This is a genomic window from Oceanospirillum sediminis, assembly GCF_014164585.1.
GTDB classification, from domain to species: domain Bacteria; phylum Pseudomonadota; class Gammaproteobacteria; order Pseudomonadales; family Halomonadaceae; genus Oceanospirillum; species Oceanospirillum sediminis.
The window spans coordinates 19,500-43,297 of the sequence record NZ_JACJFM010000007.1; the positions used below are offsets into that span (position 1 = coordinate 19,500).

A 23,798-nucleotide genomic window follows, 5' to 3' on the forward strand; every position below is an offset into this window, starting at 1 on the left:
GTTATCAGACAGCCGATTGAGTCGTTCACATACAGCTTCAGGGTGAAACCGTGATCAATATTGAACAGGTTGTCAGTGACAAATTTCCTGCCATATCCCGTCGTAATCCTCTGGTAAAAAATGGGCTGTTCCGTTTCCTTCGCTGGCTGTGCCGTGAGCAGGAGATTAATCGCTTTCTGGATAAGCACCATGATGCAGATGCCCCGGAGTTTGTTGACCTGGTACTGGATTATTTTGATTTCAGTCTGTCTGTCAGTGACAGTGAACGGGAAAATATTCCAACGGAAGGCCGGGTCGTTATTGTTGCGAATCATCCGATTGGTACGCTGGATGGTCTGGCACTGCTGAAACTGATACGCAGTGTACGTGCCGATGTACGTATTGTTGCTAACGATGTGCTGATGCAGTTTACGCCGCTGCAGCCTTTATTGTTACCCGTCGATAATATGACTCAGCGAGGCTATAAGCAGAGTACAGCCCGTATTACCGATGCATTGAAGAACGATGAGGCAGTGATTATTTTCCCGGCAGGTGAAGTATCCCGTGCCGGTCCTGCAGGCGTTAAAGACGGCCGCTGGCAGCCTGGCTTCCTGCACTTTGCCCGCAAAACCAATAGCCCGATTCTGCCTGTTTATGTCGGTGGCCGGAACTCATCCCTGTTCTACGGCATGTCAATGATGGCCAGACCTCTGGGTACACTGATGCTACTCAGAGAGATGTTCAAACAACGTCAGGTGCGCTTACCGGTACGTATTGGTCGCAGCATCCCTATGTCACAACTGGATATTGAACACCTGTCCAATCGGGATAAAGCCAAACTACTGAAAAAGCATGTCTACCGGCTATGCAAAGACAGAAAGCCGCTGTTTCATACAGAAAAAAGCATTGCCCACCCTGAAGACCGCCGTCTTCTGAGACGGGAGTTGCGGCAATCGCAATTGCTGGGAGAAACACGGGATGGCAAACAGATCTTTCTGTTTGATGCCGAAAAAGGCTCTGTTGTTATGAAAGAGCTGGGCCGCCTGAGAGAGATTTCATTCCGCCGTGTCGGAGAGGGCAGTGGTGAAAAAAGAGATCTGGATCGCTACGACAAATACTATCGGCATATTATTCTCTGGGATGAAGAAGAACTGGATATTGTCGGAGCCTATCGTATCGCTGAAGCCGGGCAGCTGATTGAGCAGGAAGGTATTCAGGCTCTGTACTGCAGCGAACTGTTCACGATCTCTCCTGCTCTGGAGTCCCGATTAAGTCAGGGCATTGAACTGGGAAGAAGTTTTGTTCAACCCAGATACTGGGGTAAACGCAGTCTGGATTATCTTTGGTTTGGTATCGGTGCTTATCTCAGACACCACCCGGAAGTACGCTATATGTTTGGACCGGTCAGTCTGAGTAACAGCTACCCACAGGCTGCAAAAGATCTGATTGTCTGGTATTACCGTCATTACCACGGTGCTGAACAGCCTCTGGTTAAAGCCAATGCTCCTTACGTTTCTGACACTTCGGTGCAGCAGGAGATGTATAACCTGTTCAACGGCGATGATGCCCAGGCTGATTTTCTGATTCTTAAAGAACAGCTGGATCATCTGGGTGTGACAGTACCAACACTGTACAAGCAGTATACGGAGCTGTGCGAAGAAGGTGGAATTCAGTTTATGGACTTCAGTGTGGACGCTGATTTTGGCTACTGTATTGATGGCTTTATTCTGGTTGATCTGGAGAAAGTAAAACAGCGAAAAAAAGAACGTTATATCCATAATGGTCTTGACGGAACCCCTGGCAGTGAAACGCCAGTCCGACAGGCATTACACCAGCCTGACAACGCACCAGATTAAACGCCTCTGCCCCAGAACAGGACATTTTTTGTCCCATATATTCTGAACATTATTAAGGCCTGTTCATCTTTTCTGGTCAGAAAAGAGCTGACAGGCCTTTGTTTTTACTATAAAAACCACACTTTCTCTGTAACTAAAACGTCGCATAGCTGTCAACTCACTGGCATGAAACCTGATTATACTGCAGTGCATTAAGTTACTAATTCAAACACAGATCTGTCTTTATGGAGTAAATAACATGACATTATCTCTGGAAGGGAAAAAAGGCATCATTGTTGGTATCGCCAATGAAAACAGCATCGCTTATGGCTGTGCAAAAGTGCTGAAAGCAGCCGGAGCAGAACTGGCAGTAACCTATCTGAATGAAAAATCCCGTCAGTATGTTGAGCCTCTGGCAGAAGCCCTGGATGCCCGTTTATTCCTGCCTTTGAATGTTGAAAGTGCCGACGAAATGGAAAACGTTTTCCAGGTAGCAGAAGAAACCTGGGGCGAAATTGACTTTGTTGTCCACTCTATTGCCTGGTCTCCTCTGGACGAACTGCACGGTCGTGTGGTCGATTCCAGCAGTGCAGGTTTCTGTCGTGCAATGGACATCTCCTGTCATTCTCTGGTTCGCATGGCGAAACTGGCTGAGCCTCTTATGAAAAATGGTGGTTCTATCATCACAATGAGCTACTACGGCTCAGAAAAAGTAGTCGATCACTACAATATGATGGGACCGATCAAAGCGGCTCTGGAAAGTACGGTACGTTATCTGTCAGCCGAACTGGGTGAGAAAAATATTCGCGTCAACAGCGTATCACCAGGCCCTATGATGACCCGTGCAGCATCAGGCATTGATCATTTTGATGAGCTGGTTCATAACGCAGAAAACCACTCCCCCCTGCATCGTCTGGGTACTCCGGAAGAAGTCGGCAATATGGCCGCCTTCCTGGTCAGCCCTATGTCATCGGCCATTACTGGTGGCGTACACTATGTCGATGCTGGCCACCACATCATGGCATAAGACTGCATTCTTCTGAACAATGGTTGTCTGAAGAACACATTTGCCGGGAATTCTCCCGGCTTTTTTGCCCCTGATCCTGATTACAGCACAGAATCAGAGGTCATCCACTGAACAAGGCTCTGAATTTTCCTTGCACAAACCATAGCCATTAATCAGTACTCATAGACCTTAGCGCCACCGTCAGACTGAGCTCTCAGCAAAGCCCTGAGAGCTTCATTGTGTAGCAGGCCATAGCGTTTTTCATCACCGATAACAGAACTGATTCCAAGGCTGATAGTATTGCCAGACAGCAAGCTTTGCAGATCCTGATGTACCTGCAGAGCCAGCCTCATACCTTCAGCAAAATCATTATGTATCGCCCAGAAAATAAATCCTGATTCTTTATAACGGCTGATAAAGGTGCCAGCAGGCAACAGCTGACGCAGCTCATCAGCGATGGGTTTCAGTCGTTCATTCAGCCCCGCCTGATCCAGAGCTAACAGGTCCTGGCTGTTATCAAAATCCAGAATATAAAGACTGTGAGGGACTTCAGACCCTATCTGCTCAATCCGGTCATTAACCTGAACTTCAAAGGCCTGACGGGATAACAAACCAGTGAGTTCATCTTTTTCCACCAGTGTCTGTAGCTGGTGATGGGCATCCTGAAGGTGCTCTGTCTGCTCCGCTACCTGCTGCATAATGTTCATCAGCTCCTGATAACCGGAATCCATTTTATCCGGCAGACTGACGGGACAATCCAGCTCCATTTTACGTGCCGCCTTCAGGATTTTTTCACCATTCTGGTGCATCTGACGGGATACCATTTCCAGATTTTCAGCCAGCTGATTATAGCTTCTGGCCAGCTCTGCCATTTCCCGGCCACCGGATTCCTCAAGGCGCACAGCATACTCCGGACGCCCCGCAGCCAAATGACGAAGAGACTGACTGACTTTACGGAACCGGGTAATGATCTGATTCATAAACAGAAAAATGACACAGCCAAAGCTTACAACCACCAGCCCAAAATTAATCAGACTATTATCATGCACCCGATGCAGATCCTGCTCTAAAGCTTCCATGTTCAGCCCGGTTCCCAGGGTCCACTGCCAGGGCTCAAACAGATCGGCATAACTGGTCTTTGCCTTCAAGACCTCTTTATTGAGCGGATCAGGCCATTGATAGTTAACAAATCCACCGCCACTCTGTGCCTGGTCATAAAGTTTACGAACAAGGTAAAGTCCTGTGGGGTCCTGCATCCCCATAATATTAGTGCCAACCAGCTCTTTAATGCCGTTGCTGATCGCGACACCTTGCTGATCGCCCATAAAAATATAATTGCCGGAGTCATAGCGCATCGCAGAAATAGCTTCCAGTGCTCTGGCCTGGGCTTCATCTCTGGTCAATTCTCCATTACGGGCGCGCTGATGAAAATGCTGAAGAATATTTTTAGCCGCTTCAACCATATGCACCACATTAGACTGATAACAGCTGCGAATTTCGCTGCGGGTACTGCCCAGTTCCAGCATGGTGTTAGCGAACAACCCCATAGTAAACAAGGTCAGAACAACCCAGATACGTGTTGTCAGTGATAATTCGGAAAAAAACGCTTTCATAAAAACCCTGACCTGAAGGATCCATATTCAGATACTCTCAAGCTTACAGCAAAAGAGAAAAAAACAAGTAAAAACATAAAGTTATAGAGCAACAACTTTAATATTAAAAAAACTGCCAGATATGTATAAATATTACAGGATAACCAGAAAATCACCGGAGAAAAAATATTACACTCTATTACACGACACCTGCACTGCTCATCATTCCAATGGCACTATCAGCAGATTGATAACTTAAAGTGTAACAGGTGTTTGAACGAAGTAACTCCCGGCTTTCCCGGAATCATCGTCACCGTTAAAATAGCTCCCCTGAATTCAGACAGGAAGGCTTTATGGCTCGCAAAGATTATCCCGACAACTTATGGCATCCCGTTTACTGGCCGACCCGTGCAGGTTTCGCCATCATCTGGTTATGTGCCTGGCTACCCTGGCCCGTGAAATATACCCTGGGTAAATGGGCTGGCCTGATAATCCGGCGATTAGCCAGAAGCCGCCGCAAAGTCACAGAACGTAATATCCAGCTCTGTTTTCCAGAGCTCTCGACTGCAGAACAACAGCAACTCGTTCGAAAGGTCTTTATTCAGAATGGCATTGGCCTATTTGAAACCGCTACCGCCTGGTTTCGCCCGGCTTCCATTCTGAAAGAGATCTCAGTCGTTAAAAATGGCCACTACATGCAGGAAGCCATTGATAGTGGCAAGGGTGTGATCATTCTGGGAACCCATGTCAGTACTCTTGACCTGGCCGGAGCTGTCAGCAGCCTGTTTTTTGACATTGATATTTTTTATCGCAAGCACAATAACCCACTGTTTGAACAGATTATGACCCACTGTCGGGAGAAGATTTATCGCGACACTATTGATAAAAAAGATCTGAAAAAAGCGATCCGAACCCTGAGGAAAGGTAATATTCTCTGGTACACTCCGGATCAGGATTTTGGTCGCCGTGTCAGTGTGTTTGCCCCTTTTTTCGGTGTCGAAGCGGCAACGGTCAGTATTACCAGCCGTCTGGTTAAAATGACTGGTAGCGTACCTCTTCCCGTCAGTATCAGCCGCACAGAAGATAACACCTACCAGCTGGAGTTCTTCCCACCACTGGAAAATTACCCAACTGGAGATGATGTGGCTGATGCCACGTCTCTGAATAAAACACTGGAAGAGATCATCAGAATGCATCCTGATCAGTATATGTGGATGCACCGCCGCTTTAAAACGCGCCCGGAAGGTGAAAAAAGCCTGTACGATTAACTGGCGACTGAATTCAGAACCGGCATAAAGATCCTTTGTCTGACATCCGGTATTGTGTACGGTCAGTAATAAACAATACCGCACAATCCCCTTAGTGATCTTTGTGCCCTGTTGTATGATTACATCTATCTTAAAAAGCTGATTCCCTCTTTTTTATCTCTAACTATCAGGAGCACACTGCTGCCATGGCTCAGTTTGTTTACACCATGAATCGCGTGGGCAAAGTTGTCCCACCGAAACGTGAAATTCTGAAAGATATTTCTCTGTCTTTCTTCCCCGGTGCCAAAATTGGTGTTCTGGGTCTGAACGGTGCGGGTAAATCCACCCTGCTGCGCATTATGGCGGGTGTTGATACCGAATATAATGGTGAAGCCCGTGCCCAGCCTGGCATTAATGTCGGTTATCTGCCTCAGGAACCCGTGCTGGATAACAGCAAGAATGTTCGTGAAGTTGTTGAAGAAGCGCTGTCTGAAATTAAAGATGCTCAGACACAGCTGGAAGCTGTTTATGCCGCCTATGCAGAACCTGACGCTGATTTTGACAAGCTGGCTGCCGAACAGGCCCGTCTGGAAAATATCATTGAAGCCTCTGACGCCCATAACCTGGAGCGTAAGCTGGAAGTAGCTGCAGAAGCACTGCGTCTGCCGGACTGGGATGCCAAAGTAGAACATCTGTCCGGTGGTGAGCGTCGTCGTGTGGCCCTGTGCCGTCTGCTGCTGTCCAGCCCGGACATGCTGCTGCTGGACGAACCGACCAACCACCTGGATGCGGAATCTGTCGCCTGGCTGGAACGCTTCCTTCACGAGTACTCCGGTACTGTGGTAGCCATTACCCACGACCGTTATTTCCTGGATAACGTTGCTGGCTGGATTCTGGAACTGGACCGTGGTCACGGTATTCCATGGGAAGGAAACTACTCCAGCTGGCTGGAGCAGAAAGAAGCCCGCTTAGAGCAGGAAGCGAAACAGGAAGCATCCCGTCAGAAATCCATGAAGTCTGAGCTGGAGTGGGTGCGCTCGAATGCCAAAGGTCGTCACGCTAAGAGCAAGGCACGTCTGGCACGCTTTGAAGAGATGCAGTCCCAGGACTTCCAGAGCCGTAACGAAACCAACGAAATCTACATTCCACCCGGACCGCGTCTGGGTGACAAGGTGGTTAACTTCAACGGCGTAACCAAGTCCTTTGGTGACAAGCTACTGATCGACAACCTGGACTTCAGCATCCCTCAGGGTGCCATCGTAGGTATCGTCGGTGGTAACGGTGCTGGTAAATCCACCCTGTTCAAGATGATTGCCGGTGAAGAGCAACCGGATTCCGGTACGGTTGAAATCGGTGAAACCGTGAAGCTGGCATTTGTAAACCAGAGCCGTGAAAATCTGGACGGGACCAAAACCGTTTGGGAAGAGATCTCTGATGGCCAGGATATTCTGACTATCGGCAGCTATCAGGTACCATCCCGTGCCTATGCTGGTCGCTTTAACTTTAAAGGCAACGACCAGCAGAAGTTCGTAAAAGACCTGTCTGGTGGTGAGCGTGGTCGTCTGCATCTGGCGCAAACTCTGAAGCAGGGAGCAAACGTACTGCTGTTGGATGAACCGTCAAACGATCTGGATATCGAAACTCTGCGTGCACTGGAAGAAGCGCTGCTGACCTTCCCTGGCTGTGCTTTTGTGATCTCGCACGATCGCTGGTTCCTGGATCGTATCGCCACACATATCCTGGCATACGAAGGAGACTCCAAAGTAGAATTCTTCACCGGTAACTACACCGAGTATGAAGCGGATTACCATAAACGTGTGGGTACTGATGTGCCTAAGCGTGTGAAGTACAAGCGTATCGACGCTTAATAGCTTCACCTAAGATCAAAAGGTACTGCACAGCAGTACCTTCTTCTTTGGCCAGCATTAAACAATCTTTTTAATAATCCTGATACTGATTAAACGTACTGACCTTACCCTGTTCTGTCATCGCGAAGACCTTAAAAGCATCTTTTCTGGCGCCTTCATAATCCATCCCCGGACCGCCGGAAGGCATACCAGGCACCGTAAGCAAACGGATATCAGACTCTGCACTCAGTAACTGCTTAATATCCTGCGCAGGGACATGACCTTCAATCACTTTGCCGTTCACTACAGCGGTATGACAGGACGCTCCTTGTTGGGGAACGCCAAGCTTTTGCTTAATTGGCGTCACATCATGCATTTCTATGGATTCCACCTTAAAGTTGTGATCCTTCAGATGATCCACCCAGCCTTTGCAACAGCCACAGGTAGGACTGTGATAAACCTGAATCTCATAGCTTTGCTCATTTTTTCCTTCCAGCCAGACAGGATTCGCAGCCTGAACCGGCGCTGATAGTACACTCCCCAGAGTCACCAAAGCAGGGAGTAATAATTGCTGTTTTTTCATCATATATTTCATATCAGAACTCAATTTCAAAATATTTATCTCTGTTGGATTACATTTCAATGCTCAGGTTCAGCCTGACCATTAAAAGACAATATTCCTCTGATAATCTGTATCCGACTACTCAGCACCACTGAACCCTGAAGAAACCTGACTACCGATGTGGTGCACCTGAATCTTTATTCATAAAAAGAGGGCTAAGGGCCGCTATTCTGAATAACGGCGAAATAACCGAAGGAATGCGACTAAACAATTTCAATTAGAACCCACACCCGACCATTTTCTTTGAGTTAAAATACCAGAAAACCGTCCAATTCTTACAGAGTTTGATTCCTGTCAAATAGCTGCATGTTTTGAGACATGGTTAACATACCCACATTTTATAACATTAACATATAATTAAAAAAGCAAATCACATCCAACTTAACAACCACCCTATTAAAGTTAACTCCTGCATACTTTTTTTATTTAATGCAAATATAGCTAAATAAAAACTTATTACCGCCGAAAACAAAACCAGCATAAAAGGAATATCTATAAAAAACACAAGGAAGTAATTATGTGTTTCTACAAACAGGTTCATTTATACCCACCATTCATTCCCCGAGATTGATTCACCAGATTTAAAACTAATCAATAGACTAGTGTACTCATGCCATACAAACACTCAATATGGCAAAACGGATATAAAGAGCACAGGAAAAGCTCTTAATTAAAAGGAAAATTACATGACTGACAACAATCAGCCATCAAACAATATGACTTCTATATCAGGCAATGCCGGAGATAACCGGCTCAGAGGTTCAGGGGCAGAAAACGAATATATCCAGGGAAAGGAAGGGAATGATGATCTTGCAGGTTACAGACCTGGTGACTATCCAACAGAAAACGCCTATGACCTGTTATCTGGTGGCACAGGAGATGACAAACTATATGCTGTAGGAGGCAGCCAGGCTGACCTGTACGGTGATGAAGGTAATGATCAAATCACTATTATAGAAAACCTTGATAACCGCGATCTGGCTGGAAATATAAAAATTTATGGCGGGGATGGAGACGATACAGTCAAGTCATACGCCGGAGATGGAATAAAAATATCAGGGGGTTCAGGTAAAGATAAGATTATTGTCTATGGGGGAACAGATGTAGAAATCAATGGAAATTCAGGTAATGACAGCATTTATCTTAATAAACACTCTGGCGGCTATCATGGAGATATAGCATCTATAATCAACCCCGGAGAAGGTAATGATTATGTTCGAGGTTCAATGTATAGCGAAGTTCTATTATTTAATAGAGGCGATGGAGCTGACAGAATTAACCTGGCATCACTGACAACATCAGGAAGAACAACCGAACAAAATATAATTCGCTTTGGCGATAATATTTCAGTATCAGATATCGATCTTGATGATTCAGGTAGCCAGTATATCATTACATTAAAGGAAAATGGTATTAATACCAGCGATAGTATTACTATACTTTACCAGGATAATATCCTGTTAGAATTTGCAGATGGTACTAGTTACGATATCAACAATCTGCCAGCACCTGTTTATGGCACTGATGGTAACGATGTCATCAGCAGCTACCAGGATATCAAAGCCGGGGACGGCGATGATCTGATTACTCTGCAGCATTCCAGTCTGCCCGGTGAACCGGTCCGTACGGCCGAAGGTGAAGCCGGTAACGATACCATCACAGGGGAATCCGCAGCCGGTACCCATCTGAAAGGCGGGACTGGCGATGATACGCTGATCACCACGATGGGTTATAACGAAGGCATGCCGGATGCGCCTGTCACAATTCTGGAAGGTGGCATCGGGAACGACCAGATCCGCACCACCGGCAGCGGTAACGAGATCCGCTTCGGACTGGGGGATGGTCAGGATACTCTGTCACTGACTGAAGACTGGAACCGTCTGAATGATGATTATATTCAGTTCGGAGCCGGTATCACTCAGAACGATCTGCGTCTGATTACCTTCACCGACTCTCAGGATATGCTGCTGCAGATTCTGCAGAATGGTGAACCTACCGGTGATACCATGACCATTCAGGTGGCCGATGGTTATAACCAGACTGACTATAACTACACCCTGAAGTTTACTGACGGTACAGAAACCTCGCTGTTGTCCGTCGATGGTTATCTGCAGGGCACCAGTGCCGCAGACACCATTAGTAGCTACCAGGATATCAAAGCCGGGGACGGCGATGATCTGATTACTCTGCAGCATTCCAGTCTGCCCGGTGAACCGGTCCGTACGGCCGAAGGTGAAGCCGGCAACGATACCATCACAGGGGAATCCGCAGCCGGTACCCATCTGAAAGGCGGGGCTGGCGATGATACGCTGATCACCACGATGGGTTATAACGAAGGCATGCCGGATGCGCCTGTCACAATTCTGGAAGGTGGCATCGGGAACGACCAGATCCGCACCACCGGCAGCGGTAACGAGATCCGCTTCGGACTGGGGGATGGTCAGGATACTCTGTCACTGACTGAAGACTGGAACCGTCTGAATGATGATTATATTCAGTTCGGAGCCGGTATCACTCAGAACGATCTGCGTCTGATTACCTTCACCGACTCTCAGGATATGCTGCTGCAGATTCTGCAGAATGGTGAACCTACCGGTGATACTCTGACCATTCAGGTGGCCGATGGTTATAACCAGACTGACTATAACTACACCCTGAAGTTTACTGACGGTACAGAAACCTCGCTGTTGTCCGTCGATGGTTATCTGCAGGGCACCAGTGCCGCAGACACCATTAGTAGCTACCAGGATATCAAAGCCGGGGACGGTGATGATCTGATTACTCTGCAGCATTCCAGTCTGCCCGGTGAACCGGTCCGTACGGCCGAAGGTGAAGCCGGTAACGATACCATCACAGGGGAATCCGCAGCCGGTACCCATCTGAAAGGCGGGGCTGGCGATGATACGCTGATCACCACGATGGGTTATAACGAAGGCATGCCGGATGCGCCTGTCACAATTCTGGAAGGTGGCACCGGGAACGACCAGATCCGCACCACCGGCAGCGGTAACGAGATCCGCTTCGGACTGGGGGATGGTCAGGATACTCTGTCACTGACTGAAGACTGGCACCGCCTGAATGATGATTATATTCAGTTCGGAGCCGGTATCACTCAGAACGATCTGCGTCTGATTACCTTCACCGACTCTCAGGATATGCTGCTGCAGATTCTGCAGAATGGTGAGCCTACCGGTGATACTCTGACCATTCAGGTGGCCGATGGTTATAACCAGATCAACTACGACTACATGCTTAAGTTTGCTGATGGTACAGAGATAAAAATCAGTCAGCTTCCGACACCTCTGATGGGCACTGACAGTGCAGATATTCTGTATGCAGATAGCAGTCAGCATATTGGTGTTAAAGCCGGTGCCGGTGATGACACTATTCATGTCAGTGTCAGCGAATATGCCACAGAAGTCTTTATCGCAGATGGTGAAGCCGGAAATGATATTTTAATAACCAATGCTGCGGCCGCAGTGCATCTGAAAGGAGGTGCTGGTGACGACCAACTGGAAGTTACGGATAACCCAGTAATCGTGCAGCCAGATACACCTGCCGTTATCTTAGAAGGAGGAATCGGAAATGACACAATAAAAACATCGGAGCAACAGGATATTATCCTGTTTAACAGCGGAGATGGTTATGACACCGTCACATTTGCAATGTACCAGGCACCTGATAGTCAGCCAGATATCATTCGATTCGGCGAAGGCATCAGTGCCAGTGATCTCAGTTTCCAGGGAAGCGTTGATCTGGAGATATCCGTCAATAACTCTGGTCAGCCCACCGGAGATCAGATCACTATCACAGACATTGCCAGTGTCGACAGTGCCATACAGCTGGAATTTGCTGACGGTACGTCTCACAACCTGTCAGATTTCTGGCTGATATAACATGATCTGCTGATTCACTAGTCTATTGAGCCTCTGATACTCCGGTATCAGAGGCTTTTTATTCTGTTTATAAAGATAGACCAGATTCAGCTTTTGCCCTGATAAACAATTAATCAGTACTCAAAAAAATAGCCCCGACTAAGCGAGGCTATATTTATATTCGATCACGATGGTTATTCAGGCTTGTTATTCACCATAAACAACACCCGGTAACCAGGTTGCCAACTCGGGCCACATTGTCAGAGCCAGCAGCATAGTGACCTGAATCAGAATGAAAGGAATGACCCCTTTATAGATAGCCGATGTAGGCACCGAAGGTGGTGCGACCCCTCTCAGATAAAAGAGTGCAAAACCGAATGGAGGTGTCAGGAAAGAGGTTTGCAGATTGATCGCCATCATAATACCCAGCCATACCGGATCCAGCCCCATCATCAGCAGCACAGGAGCAACAATCGGAACCACAACAAAGGTGATTTCAATAAAGTCCAGGATAAAGCCCAGCAGAAACATAACCAGCATCACGATGATCATGGCACCGACAACACCACCAGGCATATTATCAAACCAGTGATGAATCAGCTCTTCGCCACCAAATCCCCGGAATACCAGAGAGAAGATAGAAGCGCCAATCAGAATCATAAAGACCATAGCCGTAACATTGGTTGTGGAACGCACCACCTCAGCCAGCATCTTCATGCTCAGCTGACGCTGAACACCCGCCAGTATTGCCGCACCGAATGCCCCGACACCTGCAGCCTCTGTCGGCGTTGCAGCTCCGGTCAGAATCGACCCCAGCACCGCAATAATCAGTACAACCGGTGGCACCAGACCTTTTAACAGAATTAATACCAGAGGTTCCTGAACATTACGGTCAGCCTGAATCTGCTCACGGCTGACTGCCGGCGCAGCTTCAGGTTTCATGAATGCCACAGACATCATGTAGATGATATAAGCCATCACCAATAGCAAACCCGGAATCATGGCACCAACAAACAGATCACCTACCGAAACTGTTTTCGGGCTGAAGACCCCCATATTCAGCTGAGCCTGCTGATAAGCGCTGGACAGCACATCACCCAACAGAACCAGAGCAATCGATGGAGGGATAATCTGACCCAGAGTACCAGTTGCACAAATAGCACCGGTTGCCAGTGACGGGGAATAGCCACGTTTCAGCATGGTCGGCAAAGAGATCAGTCCCATAGTGACGACTGTCGCTCCGACGATACCAGTACTGGCTGCCAGTAGCATGCCAACCACCACAACAGAGATACCCAGACCACCACGAATAGAACCAAACAGCAGCGCCATTGCATCCAGCAGGGTCTCTGCCACTTTGGACTTTTCAAGCAAGACCCCCATCAGAACAAACAAGGGTACAGCAATCAGAGTCTGGTTGGTCATAATACCGTACAGACGGTTCGGAAACGCCTGCAGGAAAGCCATATCAAATACGCCTGCCGCAGCACCGCCAAAAGCAAATACCAGAGCAGTACCAGCCAGAGATAGCGCAACCGGGTAGCCCATCATCAGGACCACACAGACAGCACCAAACAGAACAAGGGGAAGAAACTCAACCACTATACTTTCTCCTCATTGATGTGATGTTCAACGCCATCGGATTTGCCCATAACAACCAGCAGGTTGCGCAGGCCTTCGGCAATACCCTGTAACAGCAGTAATCCGACCATTACAAGAATCAGTGTTTTCAGGAGAAAGACAGCCGGAATGCCACCGGCCTCAGGAGATCCTTCCATCACCGCCCAGGAGTTCATTACATAATCAAAGCTGATTGATGCCATAAACAGTGTTACTGGCAGCAACAGGCAAACGGTACCCAGCAGATCAACCAGTGCTTTTTTCTTTTCTGACATTTCACGGTAGAAAATATCAACACGAACATGGCCATCGTGCTTCAGGGTATACCCTGCGGCCACCATAAAAACTGCAGCATGCAGGTACATTACAGATTCCTGCATGGCAATCATGCCTGTATTAAATAAGTAGCGCAGTACAACAACTGTAAACATGACGATCATCATAGCCAGGGTAAGCCATGCAATTGATCGTCCGACAAGCTCCGTCAGGGCATCAATTTTGTTGATAACCTGACTCAGAGTCCCGGGGCCCTTGGTCATGGTAAACCTCATTTTTATTAGTTATTCAGATGCCTGGTCCGCCTCTGGTCAGAAGGTCGCCAGAACACTCAGATCAGTTCAGCCGCTACGTTTACATCAGTCAAACGTAAATACGGTTGAACGGCTGGACTAATCATACTTTTGTCACTGACAGGAGAAAAGTTTTCGACAGTGTAATAAGACACAAAAAAACCGGCAAAGCTGCCGGTTTCTGTTACCCATCGAATATCAATCCGTAGTAATACGCAGAAAGCAGACCGTTTGTGAACTCATCCGCTGCTCAGGTTTTCATTCCTTTACTGAACCTGACGTTCTTTCTCTATCAGGAATTCCGCAATTTTCAGCATATTCGGCCAGCTACCCGCCATGCCTGTATCGATACGGTATTTACCATTAATCACCATACCAGGCACACCTAACGCCTGATAACCTCTCAGACGAGCGCCAGCCTGCTGTACTTTTGACTTCACACCGAAAGATTTCAGTGCTTTTTTCGCCTGGTCTTCTGTCACGCCGTACTCAGCAAAGAACTGAGCAATGGAGTTCTCGTCCGCCAGACGCTGATTCTGCTGGTGAATGCGGTTAAAGAAATCAGCATGCAGTTTTTCGCCAATCCCCAGTGCTTCTGCTGCATAGAAAGCCGAGGCATGAGTTTTCCAAAGTTTACTGAAAGTGCCCGGTACTCGCTCAAAACGCACATCATCAGGCAGGGTTTTAATCCAGGGTTCAATATAAGGTTCGAAGTCATAGCAGTGAGGACAGCCGTACCAGAACAGCTCAGCAACTTCAATTTTTCCTGGCTGAGACACCGCAACCGGCGTCGTCAGGCGGATATAGTCCTTACCTTCAACAAAATCAGCAGCCATAGCCAGTGAACTGAATACCGTCAGTACCAGAACCTGGCTGATACGCTTAGCAATACGTGTGAACATACAGGAGATCCTTGTGTTCTGCTTAAGGAATAATAGTTGGAGTAATACATACCTGAACAAAAGTATTCCAATACTCTCCAATCTCTGACTGTAAAATACAACACAGCAACTTGTCACAGAGATACTTTTGTTCAGGTAGTTAATAACAATACGCTTCTGAAAGAAAAAAGTTCCTTACGCAACAAAGATTCCTGTCACAGATCACCATGCCTGTCATTCTTTGTTGGAAGAACTTCCATAACTCAGATACGACAAAGGGGCCCTGAGGCCCCTTTGCAGACAGAGTATACACTCCGATAGCTCTGACTGACGCAGAGTTGAAGCTTAGTTCAGACCAAACACGTAGTTAGAAACGGCCTGAATATCTTTATCACTCATTTTAGCTGCGATAGCACTCATCATCTTGTTAGGATCATTCGTACGCGCGCCATCGCGGAATTTCTTCAGAGCTGCTTCAGTGTAAGCCGGATTCTGGCCACTCAGAACAGGATATTTCGCCTGGGCATTGCCCATACCATTCGGAGAATGGCAAGCTGTACAGGCTGGAATACCTTTTGCCATATCACCGGCACGGTACAATTCACGACCACGCTCCAGTGTAGCCGGATCAGACTGGCCCAGGTTCTTAGGCTTAGCTGAAAAGTAAGCCGCTACATTCTGTGCATCCTGATCAGAGAAACCAGTAACCATACCAGTCATTTCAGGTACCTTACGAACACCGTCACGGATCTCCATGATCTGCTTTGCCAGATAGCTTTCATGCTGACCTGCCAGACTCGGGTAGTTAGGAATCATGGCTACGCCATTTACACCGTGACAACCCGCACAAACAGCTGCTTTTGCTTCTCCGGCCTTTGCATCACCTGCGGCATGGGCAAAGCCTGCCAGGCTAAGAGAAACTGTCAGACCTACCAGTAATTTCTTCATCGCTAATCCAATCTTGCTAATTTTTTAAGTTGATTACTGTTGTTTTCATGAGGCTTACCGAAAGACGTTAAAACTGCCTCAGTAGCCGAAACTGTCGACGAGGCTCCCGCCGGATAAAGCCCTGGCAGTGTCTCAGAATATTATCAATTCGCTGTACGGCTGTGTTTTTCAGTTCGTGCCTGAATCGCCGCAATGATACACTACCATTTAAAAAGTGGTGGCATTATATACTAATCCGTAGTGAAACGTGAACGCCCCATACTAATCCGATCTTTGCCCCATTAGTTGAATAAATTATGACCGACGTGCCTTCTATCCCGAAACTGAACTATCAGACTGCCCAATATATGATCAGCGCGCCTACTCTGGCTCAGTGCCCGCCTGAAACCGGGGCCGAAGTTGCCTTCGCCGGTCGATCAAATGCGGGGAAATCCAGCTCCATCAACACCCTGACCCAGAACTCCCGCCTGGCCAGAACCAGTAAAACACCAGGGCGCACGCAGCTTATCAACTTTTTCAGCCTGCACAAGGGCACAGATCAACGCCTGGTCGACCTTCCAGGTTATGGTTTTGCAAAAGTCCCGGAAAAAGTAAAACTGGAGTGGCAACGCCATCTGTCAGAGTACCTGCTTCAGCGCCAGAGCCTCAGAGGCATCGTACTGGTGATGGACATTCGCCATCCCCTGACAGAATTTGATCAGATGATGCTGCAGTGGGCTGATGAAGTAAATAAACCGGTACATATCCTGCTGACTAAATCAGACAAACTGAAACGCGGTGCCGCTAAAAATGCTCTGCAGCAGGTGCGTAGCGCCCTGCAAGAGTGGCAGGACCTGGTAACGATCCAGATGTTCTCATCGCTGAAAAAGGACGGTGTGGATCAACTGAGAAAGAAACTGGATGAGTGGCTGGCCGATCCTGAAGTCATCACCCATATCGAAGCGTCTCTGAAGGCGGATCAGGATAATTCTTAATCCTGACACTCCATACAAAAACAGCCCGGCCTATGGAGTAACCAGAAGGACATAAGCCCTTCTGGTTTGCCTGTTACAGGTCAGCAGGCCGCTGCTGATCACCCCAGATTTCTGACCGCCTGATGCAGTAACTGCAGAGAGTCGATGCGCTGATCAAAAGGAATCTCTTCAGGAGGATTCGGCCAGTCTTTAACCTGCACCCAGATCGTCTTCATCCCCATCGCTGCCGCCCCCTGAATATCATGCTCAGGATTATCACCGACAAATGCAATCTCTTCGGGCTGGCATGTCAGATGATCCAGCACAGCCTGAAATGCTCTGGCATCCGGTTTGGCGACGGATAAACCTTCTGCACTGAAAGCAAAATCAAAGTATTCGCCCAGTTCCGTCTGATAGACATCCGCATTACCATTACTCAGAGCACCAATCTGGTACTCTCTCTTCAGCCCCTCCAGAGCTTCAACCGCCCATGGAAAAGGCTCAATCCGGTTTCTGGCTTGCCAGAGTACCGCAAAGCTCTGTTCTGTCAGCGCCGTCGCATCTGATTCACTGTAACCGGACAATAACAGGCACTCATGGGTTGCCCGCATGCGTACCCGGGTGACAAAGTGTCGTAGTTCAGGATCGCGCCGGGCCAGACCAAGCCGGTATAAGCGCAGTTCCCGGGCAGTAAAACGAGCGGTCAGCGCTGGCGCATGATTATTCAGCCACTGATAAAACACCTGTTCAGCCCGATGCAGAACAGGATCCAGATCCCAGAGGGTGTCATCCAGATCAAACACTACCGCTTTGATAGCCATAAATTACCTGACAAGTTAAAGGGTTAATTATCACTCGACTTCAGAAGTCATCAGACTCGCAGCATAAAACACCAACCGGGAATCCGGCTATCACTTTACGGTGATTTTCCACCGGCAGGATGTTTATTTGCGACGATGAGATGTTCTGCGCGCTCTTGGATGGGCGTTATCATAGACCTGGGCCAGATGCTGGTAATCGAGCCGGGTATAAATTTGTGTACTGCTGATATCTGCATGTCCCAGCAACTCCTGCACGCCACGCAGATCGCCGCTGGATTCCAGCAGATGGCTGGCAAAAGAATGTCTTAATCTATGAGGATGTAAACGATCATTGATACCCTGTTCCAGCCCTATACGAGCCAGAATCTGCTGTACACTGGAACGATTGATACGCTTACCTCGTACCCCCAGAAACAACGCGTCTTCATCCGCTTGCTTCAGCCAGAGTTGTCGCACGGTCAACCACCTTTGTAACGCCTGACCGGCCTTAGTGCCAAAAGGCACCAGACGCTCTTTGCCCCCTTTGCCCATCACCCGAACCTGTTGCTCAGCAAAATTCACCTGAGTCAGATTCAGGGCCACCAGTTCAGCCAGACGAAGGCCACAGGCATAAAAAAGCTCCAGTATGGCACTGTCTCTTAACCCGACTTCATCAGATTCATCTGCCAGTTGATTAAGGAGATGCTGCAACTGATCCGGATCAACCGGCTTAGGCAATAGCTGCGGCGCTTTAGGTGCTTTCAGACCATCGGCCGGATTATCCGTCAATCGTCCTTCCTGTTGTAAATACACCAGCAAAGCCCGTATCGCTGCCAGCTGACGCTGTAGTGAACGAGGCGACAGGCCATTCTGATGCCTGAAGACCAGATAATAACGCAGATGATCCCGTTTCAGCTGATGCCAGCCTGTAATATCGGTTTCCTGCCGTAACCAGGCCAGGCATTGCAATAAATCACGCTGATAGTTACTGACAGTATGAGGTGATGCCTGACGAATCTCTCTGAGATCGGATAAAAAAACGTCAATATCATTTATCAGGCTGTCATGCATCTGCCCGGAATCAGGCTCGGATATATTTTTCATTACAACATTCCAGGACAATCATCCGGCGCGCTCAGAAAAATCCCGGATAAAGATCATCCACTTTGCTGAATGGATTACAGACAGGTCAGTGCAACCAGCTCAGTAAACGTACAATGACATCAGCCACGTACTGGGCAAAATCAGTCCCCATCTCAGCTTTAAAGTAGTCCGGGTTTTCACTGCCCAGCAACAAATACCCGGTTACGCTACCTTCATTAAGGGAGATAATCGCAACGGAACCATCGGCCAGCATGCCCCGGTCAAACAGCAACTCCAGCTGTTCTGCCGTCGCACCACCACAATAGGTACGTTCATTGCGCAGAAACGCCTGAATCAATGCTTCAATAGCCGTTTCAGAATGCACGATCAGCTGACTGGTATTGATATACTGCGAGTGAGCAGGGTTAGTAATAATCAGGCGACTATAGGAAGTACCAAAGGTATTACTAAGCTGTTCAGCCAGAGTCGCAGCCAGCTCATTCAGATCCTGACACTCCAGCAGAGACAGAACCAGACGCCGGACTCTTGCCAGCTGAGCATCATTATGCCGTGCAGTATCCAGCAAAGTTTCCAGCTGTTTCTCTTTCTGAGACAGACGCTCTCTGAGCAGAGTCATCTGCCGTTCCAGTAGAGAAACGGCCTGCCCACTCTGATGGGGCAGGCTGAGTTCCAGCAGCAAGTCCTCATGCTGCCGGAAAAAATCAGGATGTTGTTGCAGATAATCAACCACTGCCTGAGCATCTGTCATAGGTAGATCTGTCCTTCAAAAACCCGTGTTGCAGGTCCGGTCATCAGTACAGGCGAACCTTCCCCCTGCCATTCAATTCGTAATGTGCCTCCGGGCAGGTGCACCTGAACTTCGTTATCCAGTAACCCCTGAATCCGACCAGCCACCACGGCTGCACAGGCCCCGGTACCACAGGCCAGGGTTTCGCCAGCACCACGCTCATAGACTCTCAGTCGTACTTCATTACGACTGATCACCTGCATAAAACCGGCATTTACCCGATTAGGAAAGCGTGGATGAGATTCAATGGCCGGACCAAGCACATCAACCGGAGCCGTGTCTACATCGTCCACCACCATGACAGAATGAGGGTTGCCCATAGAGACCGCACCAATCTGGTAATGATTGCCGTCAACTTCAATGTCATAACAGCTGGCCTGTTCTGCAGCCTGAAACGGCACCTGCTCAGGAATCAGGCGAGGAGCGCCCATATCAACCGTCACCCAGCCATCATCGGTCAGACGCAACTCAATATTGCCACCGGCAGTTTCTACCTGAATCTCTTTCTTGCTGGTCAGACGTTTATCATAAACAAACCGGGCAAAACAGCGTGCACCATTACCGCACTGTTCCACTTCACTGCCATCCGCATTATAAATGCGATAGCGAAAATCCATATCCGGGTCTCCCGGTGGCTCGACAACCAGTAACTGGTCAAAGCCAATACCAAAATTCCGGTCTGCCAGGCTTCTGACCTGATCCGGATAGATGCGCGCTCTCTGGGATACCAGATCAACAACCATGAAGTCATTGCCCAGACCATGCATCTTTGAAAACTTCAGCAGCATCCTTTTCTCCTCCGGTACAACAGCCTGATATACTCAGTTTCCAGCTCAGCTATACCGGTCATCTTTATCTGTGGCTCTGATCAGGGATCAGAGCCGGGGTTATCCCCTGATTGATTTCCGCTGACAAGCGTTAACCGGGCAATACACTCTCACCCGCTATCTGTTGTGCGAATGTTTCCCGACGACGCACCAGGTAACTCTGACTACCATCAGCCATCACTTCGGCCGCACGGTTACGGCTGTTATAGTTCGACGACATCGCAAACCCATAAGCACCAGCAGAACGAACAGCCAGCAGATCGCCCTGTTCAAGCGCCAGCTCGCGATCTTTACCGATAAAATCTCCGGTTTCGCAAATCGGTCCGACCAGGTCATAAGACTGCGTTTCTTTATCTGCAGCCGGTTTCACCACCGGAATAATCGCCTGCCAGGCACTGTACAAAGACGGCCGCAACAGATCGTTCATCGCCGCGTCGACAATGGCAAAGTTTTTTGCTTCTGTCGGCTTCAGGTACTCAACCCGGGTAACCAGAATACCGGCATTGGCGGCAATTGAACGGCCCGGCTCCATAATCAGCGTTAACTGACGCTCTCCCAGACGTTCCAGTACCAGACTGGCATAATCCCCTGGCTCTGGAGGCGTTTCATCATCATAACGTACGCCTAAACCACCGCCCAGGTCCAGATGGTCAATAGTTATACCCTGCTCTGCCAGTCGGTCGATCAGTACCAGTAAACGATCCAGTGCATCCAGGAAAGGCGTGCTGTCTGTCAGCTGGGAGCCGATATGGCAGTCCACACCACGCACATCCAGATGAGGGAGCGCAGCTGCCTTACGGTACACGTCTTCTGCCCGGTCGATAGAAATACCAAACTTATTCTCTTTCAGCCCGGTAGAAATATAGGGATGGGTCTTAGCATCCACATCCGGGTTTACCCGCAAGGATACCGGCGCCTTAACTCCCATAGACCCTGCCACATCATTCAGACGTTCCAGCTCGGCCTCGGACTCAACATTGAAGCACTTAATTCCCACCTGCAGTGCTCTGCGCATTTCATCAGGCTGTTTACCTACACCGGAAAAAATAACTTTTGCCGGATCACCACCAGCAGCCAGTACACGCTCCAGCTCACCCACCGAGACAATATCAAATCCGGAACCCTGACGAGCCAGCACATTCAGTACTGCCAGATTAGAGTTTGCTTTGACTGCATAACAGATCAGATGCGGATGCGCCCCCAGAGCATCGTCATACGCTTTATAATGACGCTCCAGTGTTGCACGAGAGTAAATGTACAGGGGGGTGCCATACTGCTCTGCCAGCTCATTCACCGGCAGCTCTTCAGCAAACAGGGTGTCACCCTGATAATTAAAATAATCCATCAGCTTTCTTCTGCATTCGGGCACAGGTTATCACCTGTGCAGGATTCACTGTTGCCTGTCTGTGCCTGCTCTGAGTTTTTCTCAGGCAGAAATAACGGCCCTTTCTGACCGCAGGCCGTCAGCACCAGTCCTGTTATCAGAACCAGTGCAACTTTTTTCAGGATACCGGCCATTAACGCTGACTCAGCACGTCACGACCGCGCTGTACAGCGGCACGTACCTGATCCGGAGCGGTGCCACCAATATGGTTACGGGCGCTCACAGAACCTTCCAGCGTCAGTACATCAAACACGTCATCCGTGATGACATCAGAGAACTGCTGCAGCTCTTCCAGCGTCATTTCACCCAGATCTTTACCACTCTCAACACCGTAAGCTACAGATTTACCTACAATTTCATGAGAGTCACGGAATGGAATGCCTTTACGAACCAGATAATCCGCCAGGTCAGTCGCCGTTGAGAACCCACGTAATGCGGCTTCACGCATCTCGGCTTTGCGGGACTCGATAGCAGGAATCATATCCGCAAAAGCACGCAGAGATCCTTGCAGTGTATCGACGGTATCAAACAAGGGTTCTTTGTCTTCCTGATTGTCTTTGTTATACGCCAGTGGCTGGGATTTCATCAGCGTCAGCAATGAAAACAGGTGGCCATAAACCCGCCCACTTTTACCACGTACCAGCTCTGGTACATCCGGATTTTTCTTCTGCGGCATAATAGAAGAACCGGTGCAGAAACGATCTGGCAGATTGATAAAATTAAACTGCGCAGAGGTCCACAGCACCAGTTCTTCCGACATACGGGACAGGTGCATCATAATCAGGCTTGCGGCAGAGGAAAATTCAATCGCAAAATCACGATCCGATACCGAATCCAGAGAATTCTCGGTCGGACGCTCAAAGCCCAGCAGCTCTGCAGTCATGTGACGATCAATCGGGTAGGTTGTACCAGCCAGAGCCGCAGCCCCCAGCGGCAGAATGTTGATACGCTTACGGCAATCCTGCAGACGCTCATAGTCACGCTGCAACATTTCAAACCAGGCCATCAGATGATGACCAAAAGTGACCGGCTGAGCCGTCTGCAGATGAGTGAAGCCCGGCATAATAGTATCGGCTTCTTTCTCCGCCAGTCCCAGCAGGCCATCCTGCAAGCGCGTCATTTCGGCACTGATGTGGTCAATTTCATCTCTCAGGTACAGACGGATATCCGTCGCCACCTGATCGTTACGAGAACGCCCGGTGTGCAGTTTTTTACCGGTAATACCGATTTTCTGGGTCAGACGTGCTTCAATATTCATATGCACATCTTCCAGCTCAACAGACCACTGGAATTCGCCTTTAGCAATCTCTTCACGAATTTCGGTCAGCCCCTGAATAATCTGATCACGCTCTTCTTCGGTCAGTACACCGACTTTTGCCAGCATAGTCGCATGGGCAATTGACCCCTGGATATCCTGGTTCGCCATACGCTGATCAAAATCAACCGATGCGGTAAAACGGGCTACAAACGCATCTACGGGTTCACTGAAACGCCCGCCCCACTGCTGGTTGGTACCGGAATTCTGCGGGTTGGCGCCTGTATTATCACTCATTGCATATCCTCGTGCTGAATGGCTCCGTTTAAGGGTATTCGTTAATCATCGCCAGATGATAATTAATCCGACAGATCATGGAGCCTGCTGACTTTTATCTGCAGTATACCAGTAAGGTACTCTGATCCCCAGATAATAGGGGAACAGCTTCAGTAGCTGAACCAAAGTTTCTCTGCGAAAACCTTGCTGTATTCTCCGATAACTGACCGGGGAGTATCGGAACGCAATTGTTCAGATATGAATCCCCGACATCTTTAATTTTTCTTCATCTTAAACTCTTGTCTTCGTGTCTAACGGCTCAGGCTTTGCTAGAATCGGCAGAATTTTATTTATGACGCGAATCGATATGTTCATCAGCGGGTTTACGATG

General features: G+C 48.6%; 19 protein-coding genes. 6 read left to right on the forward strand and 13 right to left on the reverse strand.

What is annotated here, in order from left to right; translation table 11 throughout:
* Window positions 1-50: 50 nt before the first annotated feature.
* Together olsF and fabI are read left to right on the forward strand one after the other, a co-directional pair.
* Window positions 51-1,835: a bifunctional ornithine lipid synthase OlsF gene (gene olsF / locus H4O21_RS26270; RefSeq protein WP_182808199.1), complete on the forward strand. Its 1,785-nt coding sequence runs from the start codon at window positions 51-53 to the stop codon at window positions 1,833-1,835.
* A 238-nt stretch (window positions 1,836-2,073) separates the two neighbouring features.
* The gene (gene fabI, locus H4O21_RS07310) at window positions 2,074-2,841 is read left to right on the forward strand and encodes an enoyl-ACP reductase FabI (protein WP_182808200.1); all 768 of its coding nucleotides are present in this window, start codon (window positions 2,074-2,076) and stop codon (window positions 2,839-2,841) included.
* 152 nt (window positions 2,842-2,993) lie between these two features.
* Here fabI and H4O21_RS07315 read toward each other — a convergent pair whose 3' ends face one another.
* Complete coding sequence (locus H4O21_RS07315) at window positions 2,994-4,433, reverse strand: cache domain-containing protein (RefSeq protein WP_182808201.1); 1,440 nt, start codon at window positions 4,431-4,433, stop codon at window positions 2,994-2,996.
* A 332-nt stretch (window positions 4,434-4,765) separates the two neighbouring features.
* On the opposite strand from H4O21_RS07315, the gene lpxL reads away from it, so the two are divergent.
* Window positions 4,766-5,680 (forward strand): LpxL/LpxP family Kdo(2)-lipid IV(A) lauroyl/palmitoleoyl acyltransferase, encoded by a 915-nt coding sequence (gene lpxL, locus H4O21_RS07320; protein ID WP_182808202.1) that lies wholly within the window; start codon window positions 4,766-4,768, stop codon window positions 5,678-5,680.
* A 185-nt stretch (window positions 5,681-5,865) separates the two neighbouring features.
* Window positions 5,866-7,527, forward strand: coding sequence for an energy-dependent translational throttle protein EttA (gene ettA / locus H4O21_RS07325; RefSeq protein ID WP_182808203.1), 1,662 nt, complete (start codon window positions 5,866-5,868; stop codon window positions 7,525-7,527).
* A 70-nt stretch (window positions 7,528-7,597) separates the two neighbouring features.
* On the opposite strand, the gene H4O21_RS07330 is transcribed toward ettA, so the two are convergent.
* Window positions 7,598-8,092: a DUF411 domain-containing protein gene (locus H4O21_RS07330; protein ID WP_255487191.1), complete on the reverse strand. Its 495-nt coding sequence runs from the start codon at window positions 8,090-8,092 to the stop codon at window positions 7,598-7,600.
* Between the two features lie 722 nt (window positions 8,093-8,814).
* Between H4O21_RS07330 and H4O21_RS07335 the strand changes: the two genes are divergently transcribed.
* Window positions 8,815-12,024 (forward strand): calcium-binding protein, encoded by a 3,210-nt coding sequence (locus H4O21_RS07335; protein WP_182808204.1) that lies wholly within the window; start codon window positions 8,815-8,817, stop codon window positions 12,022-12,024.
* 186 nt (window positions 12,025-12,210) lie between these two features.
* Here the strand turns inward: H4O21_RS07335 and H4O21_RS07340 are convergent, their stop codons facing one another.
* The 4 genes from H4O21_RS07340 to H4O21_RS07355 form a co-directional block, all read right to left on the reverse strand.
* A complete protein-coding gene (locus H4O21_RS07340) occupies window positions 12,211-13,605 on the reverse strand; it encodes a TRAP transporter large permease (protein WP_182808205.1) in 1,395 nt (464 codons plus the stop codon).
* Window positions 13,605-14,162, reverse strand: a complete 558-nt coding sequence (locus H4O21_RS07345; RefSeq protein WP_182808206.1) for a TRAP transporter small permease subunit — start codon at window positions 14,160-14,162, stop codon at window positions 13,605-13,607. Before H4O21_RS07345 ends, H4O21_RS07340 begins: the two co-directional genes overlap by 1 nt.
* Before the next feature lie 296 nt (window positions 14,163-14,458).
* Window positions 14,459-15,094, reverse strand: a complete 636-nt coding sequence (locus H4O21_RS07350; protein ID WP_182808207.1) for a thiol:disulfide interchange protein DsbA/DsbL — start codon at window positions 15,092-15,094, stop codon at window positions 14,459-14,461.
* 324 nt (window positions 15,095-15,418) lie between these two features.
* Window positions 15,419-16,021, reverse strand: a complete 603-nt coding sequence (locus tag H4O21_RS07355; protein ID WP_182808208.1) for a c-type cytochrome — start codon at window positions 16,019-16,021, stop codon at window positions 15,419-15,421.
* A gap of 296 nt (window positions 16,022-16,317) precedes the next feature.
* Between H4O21_RS07355 and yihA the strand changes: the two genes are divergently transcribed.
* A complete protein-coding gene (gene yihA, locus H4O21_RS07360; protein WP_182808209.1) occupies window positions 16,318-16,995 on the forward strand; it encodes a ribosome biogenesis GTP-binding protein YihA/YsxC in 678 nt (225 codons plus the stop codon).
* Window positions 16,996-17,093: 98 nt separating this feature from the next.
* Here the strand turns inward: yihA and H4O21_RS07365 are convergent, their stop codons facing one another.
* From H4O21_RS07365 to argH, 7 genes are all read right to left on the reverse strand, one after another.
* The gene (locus H4O21_RS07365; protein WP_182808210.1) at window positions 17,094-17,795 is read right to left on the reverse strand and encodes an HAD family hydrolase; all 702 of its coding nucleotides are present in this window, start codon (window positions 17,793-17,795) and stop codon (window positions 17,094-17,096) included.
* 123 nt (window positions 17,796-17,918) lie between these two features.
* On the reverse strand, window positions 17,919-18,878 hold the full coding sequence (gene xerC / locus H4O21_RS07370; RefSeq protein WP_220495555.1) for a tyrosine recombinase XerC: 960 nt from the start codon (window positions 18,876-18,878) through the stop codon (window positions 17,919-17,921).
* An 85-nt stretch (window positions 18,879-18,963) separates the two neighbouring features.
* Window positions 18,964-19,626, reverse strand: a complete 663-nt coding sequence (locus H4O21_RS07375) for a DUF484 family protein (protein ID WP_182808211.1) — start codon at window positions 19,624-19,626, stop codon at window positions 18,964-18,966.
* Window positions 19,623-20,453, reverse strand: a complete 831-nt coding sequence (gene dapF / locus H4O21_RS07380; protein ID WP_182808212.1) for a diaminopimelate epimerase — start codon at window positions 20,451-20,453, stop codon at window positions 19,623-19,625. Before dapF ends, H4O21_RS07375 begins: the two co-directional genes overlap by 4 nt.
* Window positions 20,454-20,583: 130 nt before the next feature.
* Complete coding sequence (lysA, locus tag H4O21_RS07385; protein ID WP_182808213.1) at window positions 20,584-21,837, reverse strand: diaminopimelate decarboxylase; 1,254 nt, start codon at window positions 21,835-21,837, stop codon at window positions 20,584-20,586.
* The gene (lptM, locus tag H4O21_RS27070; RefSeq protein ID WP_255487193.1) at window positions 21,837-22,010 is read right to left on the reverse strand and encodes an LPS translocon maturation chaperone LptM; all 174 of its coding nucleotides are present in this window, start codon (window positions 22,008-22,010) and stop codon (window positions 21,837-21,839) included. Before lptM ends, lysA begins: the two co-directional genes overlap by 1 nt.
* Window positions 22,010-23,428 (reverse strand): argininosuccinate lyase, encoded by a 1,419-nt coding sequence (argH, locus tag H4O21_RS07395; protein WP_182808214.1) that lies wholly within the window; start codon window positions 23,426-23,428, stop codon window positions 22,010-22,012. Before argH ends, lptM begins: the two co-directional genes overlap by 1 nt.
* Between the last annotated feature and the right edge of the window lie 370 nt (window positions 23,429-23,798).

Excerpts from the sequence above, each read along its gene's own strand:
- H4O21_RS07350 (WP_182808207.1), bottom strand. The coding sequence starts at position 15,094 with ATGTTCACACGTATTGCTAAGCGTATCAGCCAGGTTCTGGTACTGACG.
- xerC (WP_220495555.1), bottom strand. The coding sequence starts at position 18,878 with ATGAAAAATATATCCGAGCCTGATTCCGGGCAGATGCATGACAGCCTG.
- lpxL (WP_182808202.1), top strand. The coding sequence starts at position 4,766 with ATGGCTCGCAAAGATTATCCCGACAACTTATGGCATCCCGTTTACTGG.
- H4O21_RS07365 (WP_182808210.1), bottom strand. The coding sequence starts at position 17,795 with ATGGCTATCAAAGCGGTAGTGTTTGATCTGGATGACACCCTCTGGGAT.
- H4O21_RS07375 (WP_182808211.1), bottom strand. The coding sequence starts at position 19,626 with ATGACAGATGCTCAGGCAGTGGTTGATTATCTGCAACAACATCCTGAT.
- argH (WP_182808214.1), bottom strand. The coding sequence starts at position 23,428 with ATGAGTGATAATACAGGCGCCAACCCGCAGAATTCCGGTACCAACCAG.
- lptM (WP_255487193.1), bottom strand. The coding sequence starts at position 22,010 with ATGGCCGGTATCCTGAAAAAAGTTGCACTGGTTCTGATAACAGGACTG.
- H4O21_RS07355 (WP_182808208.1), bottom strand. The coding sequence starts at position 16,021 with ATGAAGAAATTACTGGTAGGTCTGACAGTTTCTCTTAGCCTGGCAGGC.
- H4O21_RS07330 (WP_255487191.1), bottom strand. The coding sequence starts at position 8,092 with ATGATGAAAAAACAGCAATTATTACTCCCTGCTTTGGTGACTCTGGGG.
- ettA (WP_182808203.1), top strand. The coding sequence starts at position 5,866 with ATGGCTCAGTTTGTTTACACCATGAATCGCGTGGGCAAAGTTGTCCCA.
- H4O21_RS07335 (WP_182808204.1), top strand. The coding sequence starts at position 8,815 with ATGACTGACAACAATCAGCCATCAAACAATATGACTTCTATATCAGGC.
- yihA (WP_182808209.1), top strand. The coding sequence starts at position 16,318 with ATGACCGACGTGCCTTCTATCCCGAAACTGAACTATCAGACTGCCCAA.
- fabI (WP_182808200.1), top strand. The coding sequence starts at position 2,074 with ATGACATTATCTCTGGAAGGGAAAAAAGGCATCATTGTTGGTATCGCC.
- lysA (WP_182808213.1), bottom strand. The coding sequence starts at position 21,837 with ATGGATTATTTTAATTATCAGGGTGACACCCTGTTTGCTGAAGAGCTG.
- dapF (WP_182808212.1), bottom strand. The coding sequence starts at position 20,453 with ATGCTGCTGAAGTTTTCAAAGATGCATGGTCTGGGCAATGACTTCATG.
- H4O21_RS07315 (WP_182808201.1), bottom strand. The coding sequence starts at position 4,433 with ATGAAAGCGTTTTTTTCCGAATTATCACTGACAACACGTATCTGGGTT.
- H4O21_RS07345 (WP_182808206.1), bottom strand. The coding sequence starts at position 14,162 with ATGACCAAGGGCCCCGGGACTCTGAGTCAGGTTATCAACAAAATTGAT.